Origin of the sequence: Vibrio sp. 1727 (assembly GCF_033344415.1) — a bacterium.
In the GTDB taxonomy this organism is placed as follows: domain Bacteria; phylum Pseudomonadota; class Gammaproteobacteria; order Enterobacterales; family Vibrionaceae; genus Vibrio; species Vibrio alginolyticus.
This window is the reverse complement of record NZ_JAWPOT010000030.1, coordinates 32,080-48,580: the sequence shown is the minus strand read 5'-3', so window position 1 is coordinate 48,580 and position 16,501 is coordinate 32,080. Positions and strand designations below refer to the sequence as shown.

At 43.5% G+C, this 16,501-nt stretch carries 13 protein-coding genes and 1 pseudogene; 6 read left to right on the top strand and 8 right to left on the bottom strand.

All coding sequences use genetic code 11. The annotated features are described in order from the left end of the window. Positions 1-76 precede the first annotated feature (76 nt). From vmeP to R8O10_RS21430, 4 genes and pseudogenes are all read right to left on the bottom strand, one after another. Positions 77-451 (bottom strand): annotated as a pseudogene (gene vmeP / locus R8O10_RS21445) (efflux RND transporter periplasmic adaptor subunit VmeP); the annotation flags it as partial. 90 nt (positions 452-541) lie between these two features. Beyond that, positions 542-1,333 carry a hypothetical protein gene (locus R8O10_RS21440; RefSeq protein WP_005479226.1) on the bottom strand — a complete coding sequence of 264 codons (792 nt, stop codon included), beginning with the start codon at positions 1,331-1,333 and terminating at the stop codon, positions 542-544. A gap of 529 nt (positions 1,334-1,862) precedes the next feature. Beyond that, a complete protein-coding gene (locus R8O10_RS21435) occupies positions 1,863-4,022 on the bottom strand; it encodes a prolyl oligopeptidase family serine peptidase (protein ID WP_213879474.1) in 2,160 nt (719 codons plus the stop codon). A gap of 206 nt (positions 4,023-4,228) precedes the next feature. Then, positions 4,229-5,800: an ATP-binding cassette domain-containing protein gene (locus tag R8O10_RS21430; RefSeq protein ID WP_213879472.1), complete on the bottom strand. Its 1,572-nt coding sequence runs from the start codon at positions 5,798-5,800 to the stop codon at positions 4,229-4,231. A gap of 445 nt (positions 5,801-6,245) precedes the next feature. Here R8O10_RS21430 and R8O10_RS21425 point away from each other — a divergent pair, with 445 nt between their 5' ends. The 3 genes from R8O10_RS21425 to R8O10_RS21415 all read left to right on the top strand — a co-directional run bounded on the left by R8O10_RS21425 (position 6,246) and on the right by R8O10_RS21415 (position 9,416). Continuing rightward, on the top strand, positions 6,246-6,671 hold the full coding sequence (locus tag R8O10_RS21425) for a universal stress protein (protein ID WP_005375398.1): 426 nt from the start codon (positions 6,246-6,248) through the stop codon (positions 6,669-6,671). Between the two features lie 166 nt (positions 6,672-6,837). Next, entirely contained in the window at positions 6,838-7,455 is a 618-nt protein-coding gene (locus R8O10_RS21420) for an NAD(P)H-dependent oxidoreductase (protein ID WP_005375391.1), read from the top strand. Continuing rightward, positions 7,452-9,416 (top strand): monovalent cation:proton antiporter-2 (CPA2) family protein, encoded by a 1,965-nt coding sequence (locus tag R8O10_RS21415; RefSeq protein ID WP_005375390.1) that lies wholly within the window; start codon positions 7,452-7,454, stop codon positions 9,414-9,416. Before R8O10_RS21420 ends, R8O10_RS21415 begins: the two co-directional genes overlap by 4 nt. A 92-nt stretch (positions 9,417-9,508) precedes the next feature. Here R8O10_RS21415 and R8O10_RS21410 read toward each other — a convergent pair whose 3' ends face one another. Next, positions 9,509-9,802: a hypothetical protein gene (locus tag R8O10_RS21410; protein WP_005375389.1), complete on the bottom strand. Its 294-nt coding sequence runs from the start codon at positions 9,800-9,802 to the stop codon at positions 9,509-9,511. A 245-nt stretch (positions 9,803-10,047) separates the two neighbouring features. Between R8O10_RS21410 and R8O10_RS21405 the strand changes: the two genes are divergently transcribed. Beyond that, positions 10,048-10,341 carry an ArsR/SmtB family transcription factor gene (locus R8O10_RS21405; RefSeq protein ID WP_005375388.1) on the top strand — a complete coding sequence of 98 codons (294 nt, stop codon included), beginning with the start codon at positions 10,048-10,050 and terminating at the stop codon, positions 10,339-10,341. A gap of 108 nt (positions 10,342-10,449) precedes the next feature. Here the strand turns inward: R8O10_RS21405 and R8O10_RS21400 are convergent, their stop codons facing one another. Beyond that, on the bottom strand, positions 10,450-11,799 hold the full coding sequence (locus R8O10_RS21400; RefSeq protein WP_005385092.1) for an alpha-amylase family protein: 1,350 nt from the start codon (positions 11,797-11,799) through the stop codon (positions 10,450-10,452). A 520-nt stretch (positions 11,800-12,319) separates the two neighbouring features. On the opposite strand from R8O10_RS21400, the gene R8O10_RS21395 reads away from it, so the two are divergent. Together R8O10_RS21395 and R8O10_RS21390 are read left to right on the top strand one after the other, a co-directional pair. Next, a complete protein-coding gene (locus R8O10_RS21395; protein WP_047101703.1) occupies positions 12,320-12,676 on the top strand; it encodes a MerR family transcriptional regulator in 357 nt (118 codons plus the stop codon). A 58-nt stretch (positions 12,677-12,734) separates the two neighbouring features. Continuing rightward, the gene (locus R8O10_RS21390) at positions 12,735-13,112 is read left to right on the top strand and encodes a carboxymuconolactone decarboxylase family protein (protein ID WP_158173185.1); all 378 of its coding nucleotides are present in this window, start codon (positions 12,735-12,737) and stop codon (positions 13,110-13,112) included. Between the two features lie 77 nt (positions 13,113-13,189). On the opposite strand, the gene R8O10_RS21385 is transcribed toward R8O10_RS21390, so the two are convergent. Both R8O10_RS21385 and R8O10_RS21380 read right to left on the bottom strand, forming a co-directional pair. After that, a complete protein-coding gene (locus R8O10_RS21385; RefSeq protein ID WP_005375384.1) occupies positions 13,190-13,420 on the bottom strand; it encodes a PAS factor family protein in 231 nt (76 codons plus the stop codon). 280 nt (positions 13,421-13,700) lie between these two features. Beyond that, entirely contained in the window at positions 13,701-16,127 is a 2,427-nt protein-coding gene (locus R8O10_RS21380) for a M9 family metallopeptidase (RefSeq protein WP_318191711.1), read from the bottom strand. Positions 16,128-16,501: the final 374 nt, after the last annotated feature.

The window sequence follows — 16,501 nt, the reverse complement described above, 5'->3', positions numbered from 1 at the left end:
GCTACGATGCTTGATGGGTGTAGCCGATCAGATCGTATCTTTTTGATTTAGTTCCATCGATTTAAGCAACAAAGCCACGTTCTGCATCACGCGTAGTTTGAACGAGTTGTGCTTTTGCTTTTTGCAACGACGCTTTTGCATACGCCAGTGCCGCTTTGTAAGGACGGTCGTCGATTTCAAACAGCAATTGGCCTTTTTCGACCATATCGCCATCTTTAAAATGAATCGCGGTTAATTCGCCACCGACTCGAGGCATAATATCAACGTCATTTACCGCTTCAGTTCGACCGATAAAAGTATGATAAGGAGTGATTTTTGTTTCGGTTAGGGTAACGGTTTCAACAGAGGGTGCTTGGGCAGTTTTCGTTGCGATATCGCCAGTTTTGCATCCTGATAGTAATGCAGAAGATATAGCAATAGATACCAACGCAAATTTATATTTGGCTTTCATGATAAACCTACTTTATGTAGAAAGTGCCCTAGCCTAAATATTTAAATATATGGATAAACACACTTTCTATTCTGGAAATAAACGAGGGAGTTAGAATTGGTAGTTAAATTCGATACGGTGATCACCATCACCGAAATTAACGTGCTCATTCCAGTTTGCAAAGTAACGAATATTTGCGCGAGGATTAATTTGATAAGACAACGCAAACTCATGAGTTAAGATATTATCTTCACCCGCGTAATAAGTATCTTTATATTGACTAGACCCTGACAATGTATGCATATACATTGGGTTGTAGTTAATCCAGATTTTATCGGTTAATTCAATTTTTGAGTACATACCGACAACGGTGAAAGTTCCTGGAATTTCATAACCTTTATCATCACCACTAAAATCATTAGCAATAGTGACACCCGCACCAGCCAAAGGAAATAACTGCAACATGCCAAACTTAGGTAGGCCTTGAATAAAGCTATAAGATGCATCTAATTTATCGTTATCAACGTCGTAATTTACATCCAATTGACGGCCTAGACCTTTTGCGACTTCTACTTGGAAATTACGTAGTCGGAAAGAGTCAATGCTGTCATCAACATTGGCATACATTGGATCGTCATTGTCGCGAATGCCAAATAGCTCACCACCAATGCCTTTCATTTCGATGATGTTCATCGCCATGGTGCCAGGCTGGCTAGATTGGTAAGTTTGACCGATTTTGATGTTCGCGCCTTTGTCAGTAATACCAAAGCCCGCTTGGGTGTAAACCGCAAGTGGGTCAGACATATCTTGTAGTTCTTCGTCATTATTTGTCTGAGCATAAGCAGAAGACGCGAGTTGAAGGGCTGCTGCCATGATAACAACAGACGGTTTCACTAAATTCATAAAACTGTATCCATTTTAATGATTATAAAATTATTCACGTCATGAGGTCATCATAAATAGCAAGCAACACAACTCGCTTTGGATAATATAAATTATCAAAGCAAATTTAATAATGACGAAACATTAGACGTTTTAATTAAAATAAAATAAAGCGTCGTAAAAGTTCAATCACTGCTACTTATATCTTATATAACTTGAAATTTGGTAAGCTTTACGAAGAAGGGAATATTAAAACTTATGAAAATTCAATTATCATTAGAACAAATGATTAATTAAATTTACCATATAAATAAGGAGTGCAATGGTGTTAGGTGATCGCGATCAAGTTTTATTTGTATCGCATATTACTCTTCAGGTAAAGAAGAGAGTTGTAATAAATTGCAAATACCTTAATTTAATTAGCCTTGCGGTCAATTTAGAATAGTTACTCCACAATAAATTGAAAGGAAATCACACTCTGTGATTCCCTTTTATTTTCGAGTGCAAAGAACCAATGCTTTTCGTTAACTAAAAACGCAAACGATTCGCACTATTGCAGTTTCTCTATCCCCATATTGAACAGTGCAAAGCTATAAATATCTGCATTTGTCTCAATTATTTTACGCGTTGGTGTGCCAGCACCATGTCCTGCATTGGTTTCGATGCGAATCAAGGTCGGATTTGAACCCGCCTGTTTTGACTGCAACTCAGCTGCAAATTTGTAAGAGTGAGCAGGAACAACACGATCATCATGATCACCCGTTGTAATCAATGTCGCTGGGTATTCCACCCCCGCTTTTACATTGTGCACTGGCGAATAACCTTTCAGATATTGGAACATCTCTTTACTTTGCTCTGCCGTACCGTAGTCATACGCCCAACCAGCACCTGCGGTAAAAGTATGATAACGCAGCATGTCCAGTACACCGACTGCTGGCAGCGCCACTTTAAACAGCTCTGGACGCTGCGTCATAACTGCCCCCACTAACAAGCCACCATTCGATCCACCGTTAATGGCTAACTTGTTTGATGACGTTACCTTTTCATCAATTAGAAATTCAGCCGCCGCAATAAAGTCATCAAACACATTTTGCTTTTGCATTTGAATGCCAGCGTTGTGCCACTCTTTACCATACTCCCCACCGCCACGAATGTTCGCTACCGCGTAAACACCACCAAGCTCCAGCCAAGCCGCACGTGTCGGGCTAAAAGATGGTGTGAGGCTAATGTTGAAGCCGCCATAACCATATAGGATGGTTGGTGCGCTGCCGTCCATCGGTGTCCCTTTTTTATAGGTGATGATCATCGGCACTTTTGTTCCGTCTTTTGAGGTGTAAAACACCTGGCGAGAGTCATACAAAGCTGGATCAAATGGCGCTTTAGATTTGTAGTACACCTCGCTATTACCATCTTTGATGTTCAGACGATACGTAGTGCTGGGCATCTTGTAGTTGGTGAAAGAATAGTAGACTTCGGTTTCTTCTTTTTTACCCGAGAAACCGTATGCGCTGCCAATATCAGGCAATTTGATTTCTCGAATGAGTTTGCCGTTCATGTCGTATTGCTTCACCATCGAGATCGCATCAACAATATAACTCGCAAACAAATTGCCACCCGCGGTAGAAACGCGTAACACATTCTTTGTTTCAGGGATCAAATCTTTCCAGTTTTTGGGCTGCGGCTGACTCGCATCCACCGTCACGACGCGTTTGTTCGGCGCGTTAAGGTTCGTAACCAAGTACAGTTTCGTGCCTTGGTTGTCTATCACCCAAGTATCAGAACTGGTGTTATCTAAAATGGTTTTCAGCGAGCTATTTGGCTTACTCAGGTCTTTGAAGAACAGTTTGTTGCCCGACGTCGATACGCTAGCTGAGATAAACAAGTAGCGTTCATCTTCCGACGTGTAACCCCCAACGTAGCGATACTTTTCGTCCTTTACACCACCGAAAATTAATTGGTCTTCACTTTGTTTCGTCCCTAGTTTATGAAAGTAGAGCTTGTGTTGGTCTGTCTTCGCGGAAAGTTCACTCCCTTTTGGCTTGTCATAACTTGAGTAATAGAAGCCTTGATTGCCGAACCAACTGATGCCACTGAACTTAATATCCACCAGCGTTTCGCCGACGGGCTTTTTGGTTTCTGTGTCTAACACAATGACTTTGCGCCAATCGCTACCGCCTTCCGAAATGCTGTATGCAACCAAAGAACCATCACGTGAAAAGCTCACTCCCGCTAACGATGTGGTGCCATCTTCACTAAAAGTATTTGGATCGAGGAAAATTTCTGCTTCGCCATCACCTAACTGCCGATAAAGCACATCTTGGTTTTGTAACCCGTCATTTTTGTAGAAATAAGTGAACTTACCCTCTTTGAACGGTTGGCTTTGCTTTTCGTAGTCCATGAGCTTAGTGATGCGCTCTTCAATCTGCTCGCGGTAAGGGATTTTCGACAGATAATCAAACGTCACTGCATTTTGTGCCTTAACCCATTCTGCGGTTTCTGGGCTGAGATCGTCTTCCAACCAGCGATAAGGATCACTCACTTTTGTACCAAAGTAGTCATCGACAACATCCACTTTTTGTGTGGTTGGATACGTGATGGTTTTCGGGGTTACCTGTTCAACCGACGATTGCGCCGCTTCATTTGCATACGCCACAGACAACACACTTCCGAGTGCGAGAGCCGTTGTGAGTGCTAGGGTGTTCTTTTTCATGAAATTCCTTTTTATTTTTCTGTTGTCTTTTTGTGCAATACATCAGAACTCTACTATATATCGACAAAATGAATCTAATTTCATTAAACGAGTTGTGAAAGCCATCCTAACTCCCTCATTTCCTTCCAGTTCTACAAACTAGTAAGTGGAAGTGTAGAACTTGGGAACAATACTGAAGAGCCACGATGGCGTTTACTCTCTTTCGTCTAAGTCAGCTCGATTTGGCGCAAAACCCCAGACTCAGAAGCGAAATCTTGGTCGTGACTAATCAGAACAAATCCACCTTTGTATACATTTAACGCCTGACTAAGCATTATTTTTGACTCGAGGTCGAGATGGTTATCTGGTTCATCAAGCAGCAGCAAAGGCTGAGAATTTTGGTGGCTGACTATCAGCATCGCGAGCTTCATCTTCTCGCCACCGCTCAGTAGGCGCCCCAATCGAAACACTGCATCTCGACGAAAACCGATCCCGGCCAATAAGGTCCTCGCTTCACTTTCCGTCATCTCTTGGCAGCTCTCCATTACGTTCTCAAGTAACGAAAGATTTGGATTCACTGCACCAAAATGTTGGTCGAGATAATACAAAGGCGTATTCACTTGCAACTCACCACTCTGCAACGATAACTCGCCAAGCAACGTCTTTAACAAGGTTGATTTTCCGCAGCCATTTCTCCCTTTGAGATGGACTTTGTCGTTCGCAAAAATCTGCAACGTGATAGGCGTAGAATTCCCAAAAGGTAATATACCTTCTTGTATCGACAACACTTTTCGCGAACGGTTCGGATTATCTGTAAGATAAAGCTTTTGCGCCTTGAGTTGCTCATGTCGCGATTGCAACGCCTGTTCTTTGGCTTGTAAATGCGCTTGTCTGAGTTGCTCATTCTTATTGCGATTTGAAGCGCTGGCGGTCGCGCTATCCTTTTTTCCATCAAGCAAAATTTTGGGCTGACTGCCGTCTTTGCGCAGTTTGTTCCCTTGCGCGGCGCGTTGGTCTGCTTTTTCGCGATTTTTCTGGGCTTGCTCGGCTAACCGTTTTTTCTGTTTATCGACTTGCGCTAACTGCCTCTCGACCGCTTGCAGTTCAGTGCGTTTTTTCTCGGCGTACACATCGTAATTTCCACCAAAAGCCTGTAAACCTAGGCCCGAGAGTTCCCAAATTTCCTCCATCTCTCGCAACAGCTCACGATCGTGACTGATGAGTAAAATCGCGCCGCTGAAATGCGTCATAGACTCTATCAACCATTGTTTCGCCTCGGTATCGAGGTGATTGGATGGTTCATCGAGAATCAAAAGCTCCGTTTCGCTTTCAAATAACTGCCATAACTGCAAACGCGCCAACTGACCACCACTAAGCCGAGCACAAGAGAAATCAGGGTCTTGCGGCAAGCCCATCGCAGCGAGCTGCTGTTTGAGTTTTAATTCAATATCCCACTGCTCGCCAACCAGTTCGAACCAATGTTCAGAAACATCACCTTGTTCAATCTGCTTTAAAGCATGCAAGACCGCATCTTTGCCCAGAAACTGGGCGATCGATTGCTGACCTGAAAGCAGATCAGACGGCTGCTGGCGATACATCATGAAAGAAGAGGGAGCAGTCACAACACCGCTGGCAAGCTGAATTTCTCCCGCTAAAATGGAAGCCAAAAGCGACTTGCCAATGCCATTACGCCCAACCAAACCAACACGTCGTTTAGTCATGGAACAAGAAATAGACTGGAATAGCGTATCGCCATTATCAAACTGATGGCTAACATTAAAAGCTTGTAAAACTGGCATAATTTGCCTCCTGTATGACAGGGACAACAGCCGTAGCTATGATTTGAAATTGCAACAAAACGCGTGCACAAACGCATTAAGCTCTATGTAAAGCTCGACGATATACGTCAAATCAAAAAGTCGTCTTGTTGCAAAGAAATATCGGAAAGTGAGCTACGCCTACTAACCCTGCAGATCCAAAAAATAAGTAAAAATATGGATGACAGGTTTAGTTCTTCATGTTGGCGTAATCTCCTAGAGAAATGATGCGCAGAGTGTAGCGGCTTTTTTGTTCAAAAAGCAAGCTTTCTAACCAAATGTGAACAAAAAGAAAGTTTCACAGTAAGTTGTTATATCACATTAACTTTTTAACAAGTCTTTGAACAATTTCGAGATCTTAGCAACACAATTTTTATCCAAGCCATACTATGCTTAGGGTAAAGATAATCCACATAAGGGCGTGGTTATGAAATACAAACATATCCTTGTTGCACTCGAACTGTCAGATGAAAGCACCGTGCTTATCGACAGAGCGGTATCAATGGCAAACTATCTCGACTCCGATATCTCCTTTATTCATATTGATGGTACGCACGGAGAAATCTATCGTGAGCTTGTAGACATTAAAGAAAACCCGGATCAAAGGCCGTTGAATGAGCATTCAATGGAATGTTTAAAAACATTTAGTGATTACATGGATTACCCACTTAAACATTTCTTCGTAGGTACTGGCGACTTGGCTGATAAATTAGAGGTCACCATTAAAGAGCAAGAAGTGGATCTTCTGATTTGTGGTCACCACCAAGATTTCTGGAGCAAGATTATTTCTTACTCCAGACACTTAATTAACAAGTCACCGGTGGATATTCTAGTCGTCCCTATTCATGATTAGTAAAACGTAACGCTTCCCAAAACCACCAATTTATTTGGTGGTTTTTTATTGATATTGAAACAGCTTAAACAGTTTTCCAAACTAGCTTGGCGATCATTTATGAGTTACATTTTCTAACCAACCCGCGCTCCTACTGGGCATGGTTATTTAGATAGCAAGGATCCCTATGGCAAATAAAAAAGTACTCATTCTCTTTGCTCATCCTTCCCAGCATCGTTCAGAAGTGAATACTCCACTTTTCAAAGAAGCTCAAAAAATTGAAGGCGTGACATGTGTTGATCTCTATGGCGAATACCCTCGTTTCGATATTAATATCGACCGTGAGCAGCAACGCTTACGTGAGCATGACGTGGTGATTTTCCAATTTCCACTATATTGGTATTCAACGCCTGCGATTTTAAAAGAGTGGCAAGATCTGGTTTTGGAATATGGCTTTGCTTACGGTACAGATGGCACAGCACTGCAAGGCAAGACCATGCTTTGTGTGCTGTCTGCAGGGGGCAAAGAAGAAGCTTATAAGGCAGAGGGCTACAACCACTTTACGATTCGTCAACTGCTTGCGCCTATTGAACAAATGTCCGCACTGACCGGCATGAACTACATTGCCCCTCTCGCGATGTTTGGCGCACGTACAGCAGATGAAGAAGGGCGAATCCCTCGTCATGTTGAGCGGTACAAGAGCCTGCTAACAGCTTTAGTCGAAGATAGGTTGGATGTTGAAGCTGCGGCGTCATTAATCAAGCTTAACAGCGCATTGCCAGAGCTCATTAAGGAGGCTTCATGACAGGGATATTCTTACAAGCCTTCGTATATTTGATTGCTGCTGTAATTGCAGTGCCACTTGCTAAGCGTTTGGGACTTGGGTCCGTTTTAGGCTATCTCATCGCAGGTGTGGTCATTGGCCCAATTATCGGTTTAGTCGGTGAAGAAACAACAACAATCCAGCACTTTGCCGAGTTTGGCGTGGTGATGATGCTGTTTCTCGTTGGCTTAGAGCTCGAACCCAAAATGTTGTGGGCGATGCGCAATCGCTTAATGGGCTTAGGAGGTCTGCAAGTCGGCGGTACCGTCGCGGCGATTATGGGTATTGCCTTATACTTTGACCAGCCTTGGACCATAGCCTTAGCCATAGGTTTGATCTTCGCCCTCTCTTCTACTGCGATTGTTTTGCAAACTTTTAGCGAAAAAGGATTAACGAAGACGGAAGGTGGACAAAACGCTTTCTCCGTGTTGCTTTTTCAAGATATTGCAGTGATACCAATGTTGGCGTTCATTCCCCTATTGGCCTTACCTGAATTAATTGAACAGGCACAGTCCGCAGCACAAACAGCCGCAGCGCACCATGAAGAATTAAGCCTCGTTGCGGGGTTGCCAGGCTGGGCATACGGCATCGTAATCACAGCATCGATAGCAATCGTCGTCGTTGGTGGACACTTTTTAAGTCGACCGCTGCTCAATTATGTGGCTAGCTCTGGTTTGCGAGAAATCTTTACCGCAACTGCACTCATGCTGGTCATTGGTATCGCTGCGCTGATGAGTTTAGTGGGCTTATCTCCTGCCTTAGGAACCTTCTTGGCTGGCGTTGTATTGGCAAACAGTGAATTCCGCCACGAGTTAGAGTCCAACATCGAACCATTTAAAGGTTTATTGCTAGGTCTGTTCTTTATTACCGTTGGCGCAGGGATCAACTTCTCGGTCCTCTTTGGTGATTTCTGGTTGGTCATGGCATTGACCATTGGCGTGATGGTTTTGAAAGCCTTGGTGCTGTTTATTCTTGCACTGATATTTAGGGTGAAAGGCAGCAACCGCTGGCTGTTTACCCTAAGCTTGGCTCAAGCAGGTGAATTCGGCTTTGTGCTTCTAAGCTTTTCAGTGCAAAACCACGTCATCCCATTTGAACTCTCACAAACTCTTGCGTTAGTGGTTGCGATTTCGATGTTCCTGACACCAGGTTTGTTTATTCTGTTTGATAGAGTGATTCTGCCGCGCTTTGAAAGCCAGTCAAATGAACGCGAAAGCGATACGATTGAGGAAACAGGCACGGTGATCATCGCCGGCATCGGCCGCTTTGGACAAATAGTGAATCGCCTATTGGTATCAAACGGCGTGACTACCGTGGTACTTGACCATCAATCTGACCAAGTCGATAACATGCGCCAAATTGGCACTCGCGCCTATTTTGGCGACGCGACTCGACCAGATATGCTACATACAGCCGGCATTGAGCACGCAGCTGCTTTGGTTGTGGCGATTGATAACCAAGAATCGAGTGTAGAACTGGTGAAGTACGTTAAGCACACGTACCCAAAAGTAACAGTGATTGCACGTGCCTTTGACCGTGGACATGGCTATCTTTTGCGTCAAGCGGGGGCTGATATTATTGAATCAGAGACCTACCATTCTGCATTGGAGATGGGCGGTCACACAATGAAAGCCCTTGGCATTCACCCCTTCTTTGTTGAACAACAGAAGGCGACATATAAGCGTGTTGAAGCACGTAAGTCAGAAATACTTTACAAAGCTTGGGAGGATGATTCTGAAGGTGAACGCTATGACAACAATTTCCGACAACTGTTTATTCAGTTAGAGGAGAAAATGGCGGAAGAGATGCAAAAAGATCGTCATGACAAACTATCGCGGTCAGAACGTGGTTGGACACCGCCACCTAAAGGTTACGCCGATGACTTTAATGAAGATAACGTCCAAGAGCTAACACCACCAAGAGAAGAGCCTATCCAACGATAACGCACTCCATATTAAAAACCTCCCACTTGGGAGGTTTTTATTTTTTCAGTACAGAGCCACACGCCGTGCAGGATAAAATGATCTTCTCGATATTACATAAGATCATTCATTAAAATCTCATACTCTTCGTTTGCTTCTTCCACTAAATGAGAAAGCTCTAACGCATCAGTAACTGCAAGATTGAACTGCCACGGAGTTGTGTCTTCTTTACCACAGATTCGAGTTTCACACCCACGACTCTCAAAAGACAAATCATCAAACTCTGTGGTGTGGCGCTCTTGAAGTTCAACAATCTCAACTTCTAATTTACCGACAGGATTGACTTTAACGTGGGCATGTAACTCCGAACTGTTAGACAAACAATAATCTCTATGAACCGCAATCATGGCCGCCTCCTTGGTCTGCCAACTGACAACTCAACATTGAGTGTAGACGAGGGATTTTGAACGTGGCGTGAAATAATAATGAAGATTGATCTGTCTCATTAGAACAGACAATTGTTGTCATGAAGGCATGAGCCAGTATGAATCTCATCTGATTTAAATTGTTCTGAGATCGTAATAGTTGGCATTTACCGAGACTTTCCCTATTATCGAAACAAAATTACTGTGGTCATTCTTTAGAGGTCAGTATGGAGCTTGAAGCCGTTGCTAAAGCACTAAAAGAGTTAGGGCATCCGACTCGTTTAAGTATTTACAAAGAAGTCGTCAAAGCGGGATACAAAGGTATCGCGGTAGGCGGCGTACAAGAAAAGCTTGGCATTCCAGCATCCACTCTCTCTCATCATATCTCGAGCCTTGCTTCAGCTGGTCTTCTCACCCAGCGCCGCGAGGGTAGAACCCTTTTTTGTGTTGCAGAGTATCAGTGCTTAGATGACGTAATTGGTTTTTTAAAAGCAGAATGTTGCGTTAACGAGTGCTCATAAATTTCTAGCAAAAACGAGAGAGTTTGAGTTTCTATTGAACTTCAGCAGAACGTGAATGACGATGAAAAACATACACACCGAAGTTGCTAAGCTCGGTGTGTACATCTTCTAGTTCGCGACAAGTAACATCGACGACTTAGATGGTACGATTAACTTACCGTCAGTTGGAATGATTTGTTCTGTCATCAAATCAACCCAATTGCCATCCGTTTTTAATGTCAAAGACTGTTGACGCTGTGATTTATTAAGCACCACAATACCTTTGTCACCTCGCTTAAGTACGAGCATGTCATCGTTACCTTCAAGAACACTCATCGGCTCGCCATGCGTCATATTATGGAACTGGATCATTTTTGCCATTCTCGGGTCGCTCCATGCACCTTGCCACCTTGGCTGACCATTTTTACCTTTAATACCGCTGGTGTTTAAGTCGGTATAAATCAACGGCACACCGCCATCTCGGCCTAGAATATAGGCATAAGCTAACCATTCATTTTCCTCGTCCATGATGAGATCAAGAAAGACATCATTGTTAGGAATATCATGTGTGATAGCAAATGTAATCGCACGACCGGGGGACAAAGCCTGACCAAAACAATAGGGATCAATCAGAGACTTGAAGCTGCCCTTTTTAGCAAACGCCTTAAACATGGTTGAGAACAAAGGGAAATCGTACGCACCTAGGCGAGTTTCCTGTAGATACGGCTCAAGAAACAGCTGATACTCTTCTTCCGTCGCACCGCCATCGGTAATAATTTCACCAAATATATGCACATCCCGCGTGATGTCGTCTGTCCAAACACGCTTAAGATGCTCTAACGTCATGTGTTTCGCAGCGTCAATACGAAAACCTTTCACACCAATAGCTTTCAGCGCCTTTAGGTACGCTCGCTGCTGCTCAACGACATGGTCACAAACACGAAGAGTTGGCAAGCCAGGATCGGTTGGTCCACCTGTGATACGTCCGTTTTGAACCTGCCACTTATCTTTCCAGTCTTTGATGCCGAATGCTTCAACAAAGTCCTCTTCATCAAAAAGTGGTTGAGATAGATCGCCAAACAACGCTAGCGACTGATATTTCTGTTTGTTGTTCTGGTATTCCTCCAAGACCTCTTGTCTTGGGTACTGAAGGTCTCTGCGAAGGTGGGCCTCATTTGCCATATGGTTAAACACTACGTCGGCATAAACCCACACACCAACTTGCTCCAGTTCACGAACCATATGAATAAAATCTTTGGTATCACCCAAAGCATTATCGATAACACGATAATCTTGTGGTTGATAACGCTGCCACCAGCGCTCATCGTGTGCGCTTTTCATTGGTGGCGAAACCAACACAGAGCCATAACCAAGCTCGCGGATTTCTTTTGCTCGTTGGGCAATGTCAGCATACTTCCAATCAAACGCATGTAAGATAACGTTTGCACCGAATGATTGTGTTTCCTGTGAGCCACTCATGTTGTTCTCCTGCTCGTTTCCACTCACGATTACTTGTTTGCATTTTTTTGTGAGTGAATTCAATAATCGAAATTATAAAAGCTATTCATCAGAGGCACTCACCCTTTTAGCACTAACTCAAGGCTGAAATCGAAGGCGTAGCAACTCATCCATTGCACAGCGATAAATCGTTCTGAGTGAATAACGGGCACACAACATACACCCCAAACAGCCCGGCAAAAAACTAAGTAATTGTTTTGTTTAACAAAAATTTCAATTGAAAAAGATAAAATATAAGACCTACGTACGCCCTAAAATAGGCCCAAAGGATAAAAATAGCCAAGCCAACCCGTTGAGTAATCAATTGTTAATAAAACGAAACTGGCAGATGGATCACGTTTGGCGCGTTTCAAAAATCCAGTAAATCACCATACCTAGCGTTAAAAGACTAAAGATTTCTGTTTGTATCTGTCCCGAAATGACTTCAAAATGCGAAACTTAGCTTATCTCTATGGGGTATGCTCTACCTTGGAGGATAATAATGAATATCAAAGAATTTTCTGACCTCGTCGGGCTATCTGCTCATACACTTCGATACTATGAAAAAATCGGTTTACTTAAACATGTCCATAGAAACGCGAGTGGACATCGAATGTATAGTTCGAAAGATCTAAACTGGATAAGCTTTGTTAAGCGTTTAAAAGAAACTGCAATGCCACTTGAAGAGATTCTAGAATATGCCAAATTAAGGGAAGTCGGCTCTCAATCTGTACCACAACGTCAAGCCCTGTTAGAACGCCACCAAGAAAACCTCAAACGCCACATTGAACAACAGAAAAAGCACTTATCGGCTCTAGAAGAAAAAATTGCCTTGTATAAAAGCGGAAAAGTTCGTTGACTTAGAGTTAACTCTAACGATTAAGGTGTGTTTACATTTATTCACTAGGAACATACCGATGGAACAATCACGCTTTAACAAAGGATTAGAACTACTCTCTCGAATTGATGGCGACGCTGGTCATAATGTCATCGAAAGCTTACAAGATATTTGTCCAGATTTAGCTCAGTACACCATTGAGTATCCGTTTGGCGATATTTATGCTCGCCCGGGCTTAGACCTAAAATCGAGAGAAATCGCAACCGTCGCCGCGCTAACGGCAATGGGGAATTGCGCGCCGCAACTAAAAGTGCACTTAAATGCAGCGCTGAATGTAGGCTGTAGCGAGGATGAGATTAAAGAGATCATTTTGCAGATGTCCGTCTACGCAGGGTTTCCCGCGGCATTAAACGGCATGTTTGCATTCAAAGAAGTGCTAGCGGAAAGAGCAGAGTAATAACAACGTTGAAATCAATTTAACCGCAATTAAAAACGGCCCTTGGGGATCGGGCCGTGATTAAAACAACGAGTGAATTAGCGCTCAGGAGTTTCAAGCAGTTTAACTGCGCAATCTACCGCGTTGTTAATGCCTTGACTGCTCTCCAACTTACCTGAACTTGCAGGACCAAGGGCACAAGAATACAAAGCCAGCTGCTTATCGAACGGCAGATCCAACTGTTCATAGAGATTTTGTCGGATTCTTGCATGTTGTTCTGGTTCTTGGTTAGCAAGGCTAATCAACGTTTCATAAATAAGCGTTTTCATGTCTTTCCCTTTTCACTTTATTGCACGGGGTGCATATATATTGTATCCATTTGGGAAGCACAAATCAGAAGCTAGGTCACAGAACGCGTCGCTAAAAAAGTTTATGTACGCGGTAAATTGCAATACAAACCTAAAGCCGTTTAGAAAAAGGGCAACTGATAACTCGATAAACCAGCCGATTAACTAGCATTCGCCGCTGTTTGTTCATAATCGTGTCCGATATAAACAAAAACGCCGCTGTATCAGCGACGTTTTATCTCGACTTTAGTTAATCGAATTTTTAGTTGAAGTGCACTAGCATTTCAACGTCATCGCCTTGCTCTGGAGCCTGAAGAGCGAAGTGCACGTACCCTACTTCAGTAACAGGAATCGCAAGGTATTCATTGCTGCCTGCATAGTTGGACGCATACTCGTGCTGCTCTACTGTAGGCCAATGCTCCCTACTCGCGTATAGATCGACATTACCAGTTTGAGAGTGAGCCGTTAGCCATACACGAACCTCTTCAACACCTTCAGGCACATAAACTGCTGCATAACGCTGCTTGTGAACGGTAAGCATTTTGGCTTCACCAGACTCTAATACCACAGGTGCTAAATCATCTTGCACCTGGGTTGGCGGTGTTTGCGCTTCCACTTCTAACGCAGCCACAAGATTCACTGAGTCATAGCTATCACGTCCAGTTAAGCTGATGTAGTAACGACCAGCTTTAACGTAACCATCTTGCTCTGGTTCAAACACAATCTCTTCATTGCTGCCATCAGCATATTGACTCATTTCGAAATCATAGTAATGCGCGACTTTGTTGTAGCTCATGTAAAGATCCGCATCACCCGCACCCTCAATAGATACATTGAAGTTAACGGTGTTGGCTGGAACATCAACGTAGAACAGTTTTTCGCTGTATGCTTCGCCACTGAGCTGAAGGCTTTGGTTCGCCGTCAATTCAGTCACTTGTGCTTCAGGGCTTGTTGGTTCTGTTGGTTCTTCTGGGTCTGTACCAGGTTGCTCAGGTTCCACTTTTAATGTGTCCAACCAACGTTCAAACTCAGCATCGTATTGTTGACCTAAAGACGTCACCTGCTGTGCCCATTGTTCGAACTGGCCAGAGCGCGACAATGCCAACAAGCTTTCGACGTCTTGTGGATGATTTTCTAACATGAATCGAACAGCTAGATAACCCCAACGATAGATACGATTGGTATCGTGAGAGTACGTGGTATCAAACACAGTGGAAAGGCTCAGTTTACCATCTGCAATCAGCTCAATCGCAGCTTGGTAACCTTGCTTGTAATGCATGTATTCAGCAAAACCTTCTAGCCACCAAACAATATGACCATGAGCCAAGTTATCGCTGAACGAACCGTATTGGTTAAATCGTGCATCTAAATAGTGCGTGTATTCATGTTCTAGGTTCAAGATAGAGAGATCTTCACCATTCGCGTAGCGATAAGCGACGAAACGCGCAGTATTGTCCGCTTTTGAAGGGTCACCTTCTAGGTACTGACCACCGTTGTCAGTTGTATTACCAAATAGGAATGAAGAGTAATCAACGTAACTAGCGTTACTCGCGAATACCGCCACTTCAACACGATCATTCAAATCATCAGCGACAGGTTGATTACCCGTATTCGCAACTCGATGGAAGTCGGCTTCTTGTGCCGCTAGCACTTCACACGCTTTCGCTGCTTGAGCATCGGTCAGATCTTCAGAGAGAATAATGGCAGGTCCCTGACATTCAAAACGATTTGGCATTACACGTGCAGCTAAATCTTGCTTGGCTTGCTCAATATTCAGACCATTTAGGCCTTCTGGTGCGTAGTAGCTCATCATTTCAACGGCAGCAAGCCATAGTTTGTCATGCTCACTACCCAGTGGATAACGCTGCATCACCTGTTGCATTACTGCCAATGCTTTGCGTTTGGTCTCCTGATCTGGGCTCGCGAGCAAACGACCGGTTTCACGTAATGCATTGAAAACGATAAAGCTTGCATCCGTATCTAATGCCCAAGCATTATCAGATGCGAATTTCACCAACGTATCAATATGGTGTGTATTGTTTGCCATGTATCGGTAGAACGCATCGTTCGCCGCATGGCCTGCCATAGAGCGGAACAAGTTGTTTAAACCATCGACCCATTGCGTGTCCTGCGCGGTCTCACGATTAAAGTGCATCAACGCGGCCATCATGCTATCCATGGTCAGCGGCAACTGCTTAACGTTATCAACCATCAAAGTCAGGCTCTTCATTGCACCAACTTGTTCACGACCTTGATCCAAAGCATGAGGGTTGTTTAGGAATAGGTTCGTCGACTGAGCAAAACGCTGACTCAACGCTTGCGAAAACTCAGGTGTACCAGTACCAGCGTTGTAGCGAACGTAGTAGGCCGCTCGAATAAATTCGCCTAGGTTCTCTAGAATACGAGCTTGATCTGCTTCACCACGATAGCGAGCGATTTCTTGATCCAGCGCGACTTGGATACGGCTTAGGCTCGCTTCACTATAGATATCATTCAGCGTTTCTGAAGGTGCTGAAAACCAAGCGTGGTAGCAATCATACTCAGCACCAGAAACGGCAGTAGCCAGATCTCGCGATTGTTGTAAATCAGCAACAGCACACTGATTTTGTGCAAAAGAGAAGCCAGACACACTCGCTAGCATACAAGCAAGCGCCAAACGATGGCGCGGGAAAAAACGGATATGAGACATAACAACACTCATTGATTATTAACATACATTGAGTGGGGGTTTATATTCTTTACAGCTCAAACAGTGAAATCAGTGTCATAAAATTTATGAAACCGCTCCCAAAAATAGGTCTTTTACTCTAATTAAATGGGAGCAATCCCACTCCAAAAAAACTCACAATTATCAATAAAAACATTAATTTACCTTTTTCTAAATAACGACTTTATGAGGAAAATTGCCCTTAAACGCCCCCCTTAACTCTTCCAGATAGAGTTCACGACAATCAAAGGTTCTAAATTAAATTTTGATGCTTGATACCATCTATTTTTATTTGTGACTCATTCCCAATAAGTCATAGAGTGCATATCAAAAGGTTGGCATTAATGGTAAATTCT

Coding starts and splice junctions, on each gene's coding strand:
- R8O10_RS21425 (WP_005375398.1), top strand. CDS start 6,246: ATGAAATACAAACATATCCTTGTTGCACTCGAACTGTCAGATGAAAGC.
- R8O10_RS21395 (WP_047101703.1), top strand. CDS start 12,320: ATGAATATCAAAGAATTTTCTGACCTCGTCGGGCTATCTGCTCATACA.
- R8O10_RS21420 (WP_005375391.1), top strand. CDS start 6,838: ATGGCAAATAAAAAAGTACTCATTCTCTTTGCTCATCCTTCCCAGCAT.
- R8O10_RS21405 (WP_005375388.1), top strand. CDS start 10,048: ATGGAGCTTGAAGCCGTTGCTAAAGCACTAAAAGAGTTAGGGCATCCG.
- R8O10_RS21435 (WP_213879474.1), bottom strand. CDS start 4,022: ATGAAAAAGAACACCCTAGCACTCACAACGGCTCTCGCACTCGGAAGT.
- R8O10_RS21380 (WP_318191711.1), bottom strand. CDS start 16,127: ATGTCTCATATCCGTTTTTTCCCGCGCCATCGTTTGGCGCTTGCTTGT.
- R8O10_RS21400 (WP_005385092.1), bottom strand. CDS start 11,799: ATGAGTGGCTCACAGGAAACACAATCATTCGGTGCAAACGTTATCTTA.
- R8O10_RS21410 (WP_005375389.1), bottom strand. CDS start 9,802: ATGATTGCGGTTCATAGAGATTATTGTTTGTCTAACAGTTCGGAGTTA.
- R8O10_RS21385 (WP_005375384.1), bottom strand. CDS start 13,420: ATGAAAACGCTTATTTATGAAACGTTGATTAGCCTTGCTAACCAAGAA.
- R8O10_RS21440 (WP_005479226.1), bottom strand. CDS start 1,333: ATGAATTTAGTGAAACCGTCTGTTGTTATCATGGCAGCAGCCCTTCAA.
- R8O10_RS21430 (WP_213879472.1), bottom strand. CDS start 5,800: ATGCCAGTTTTACAAGCTTTTAATGTTAGCCATCAGTTTGATAATGGC.
- R8O10_RS21390 (WP_158173185.1), top strand. CDS start 12,735: ATGGAACAATCACGCTTTAACAAAGGATTAGAACTACTCTCTCGAATT.
- R8O10_RS21415 (WP_005375390.1), top strand. CDS start 7,452: ATGACAGGGATATTCTTACAAGCCTTCGTATATTTGATTGCTGCTGTA.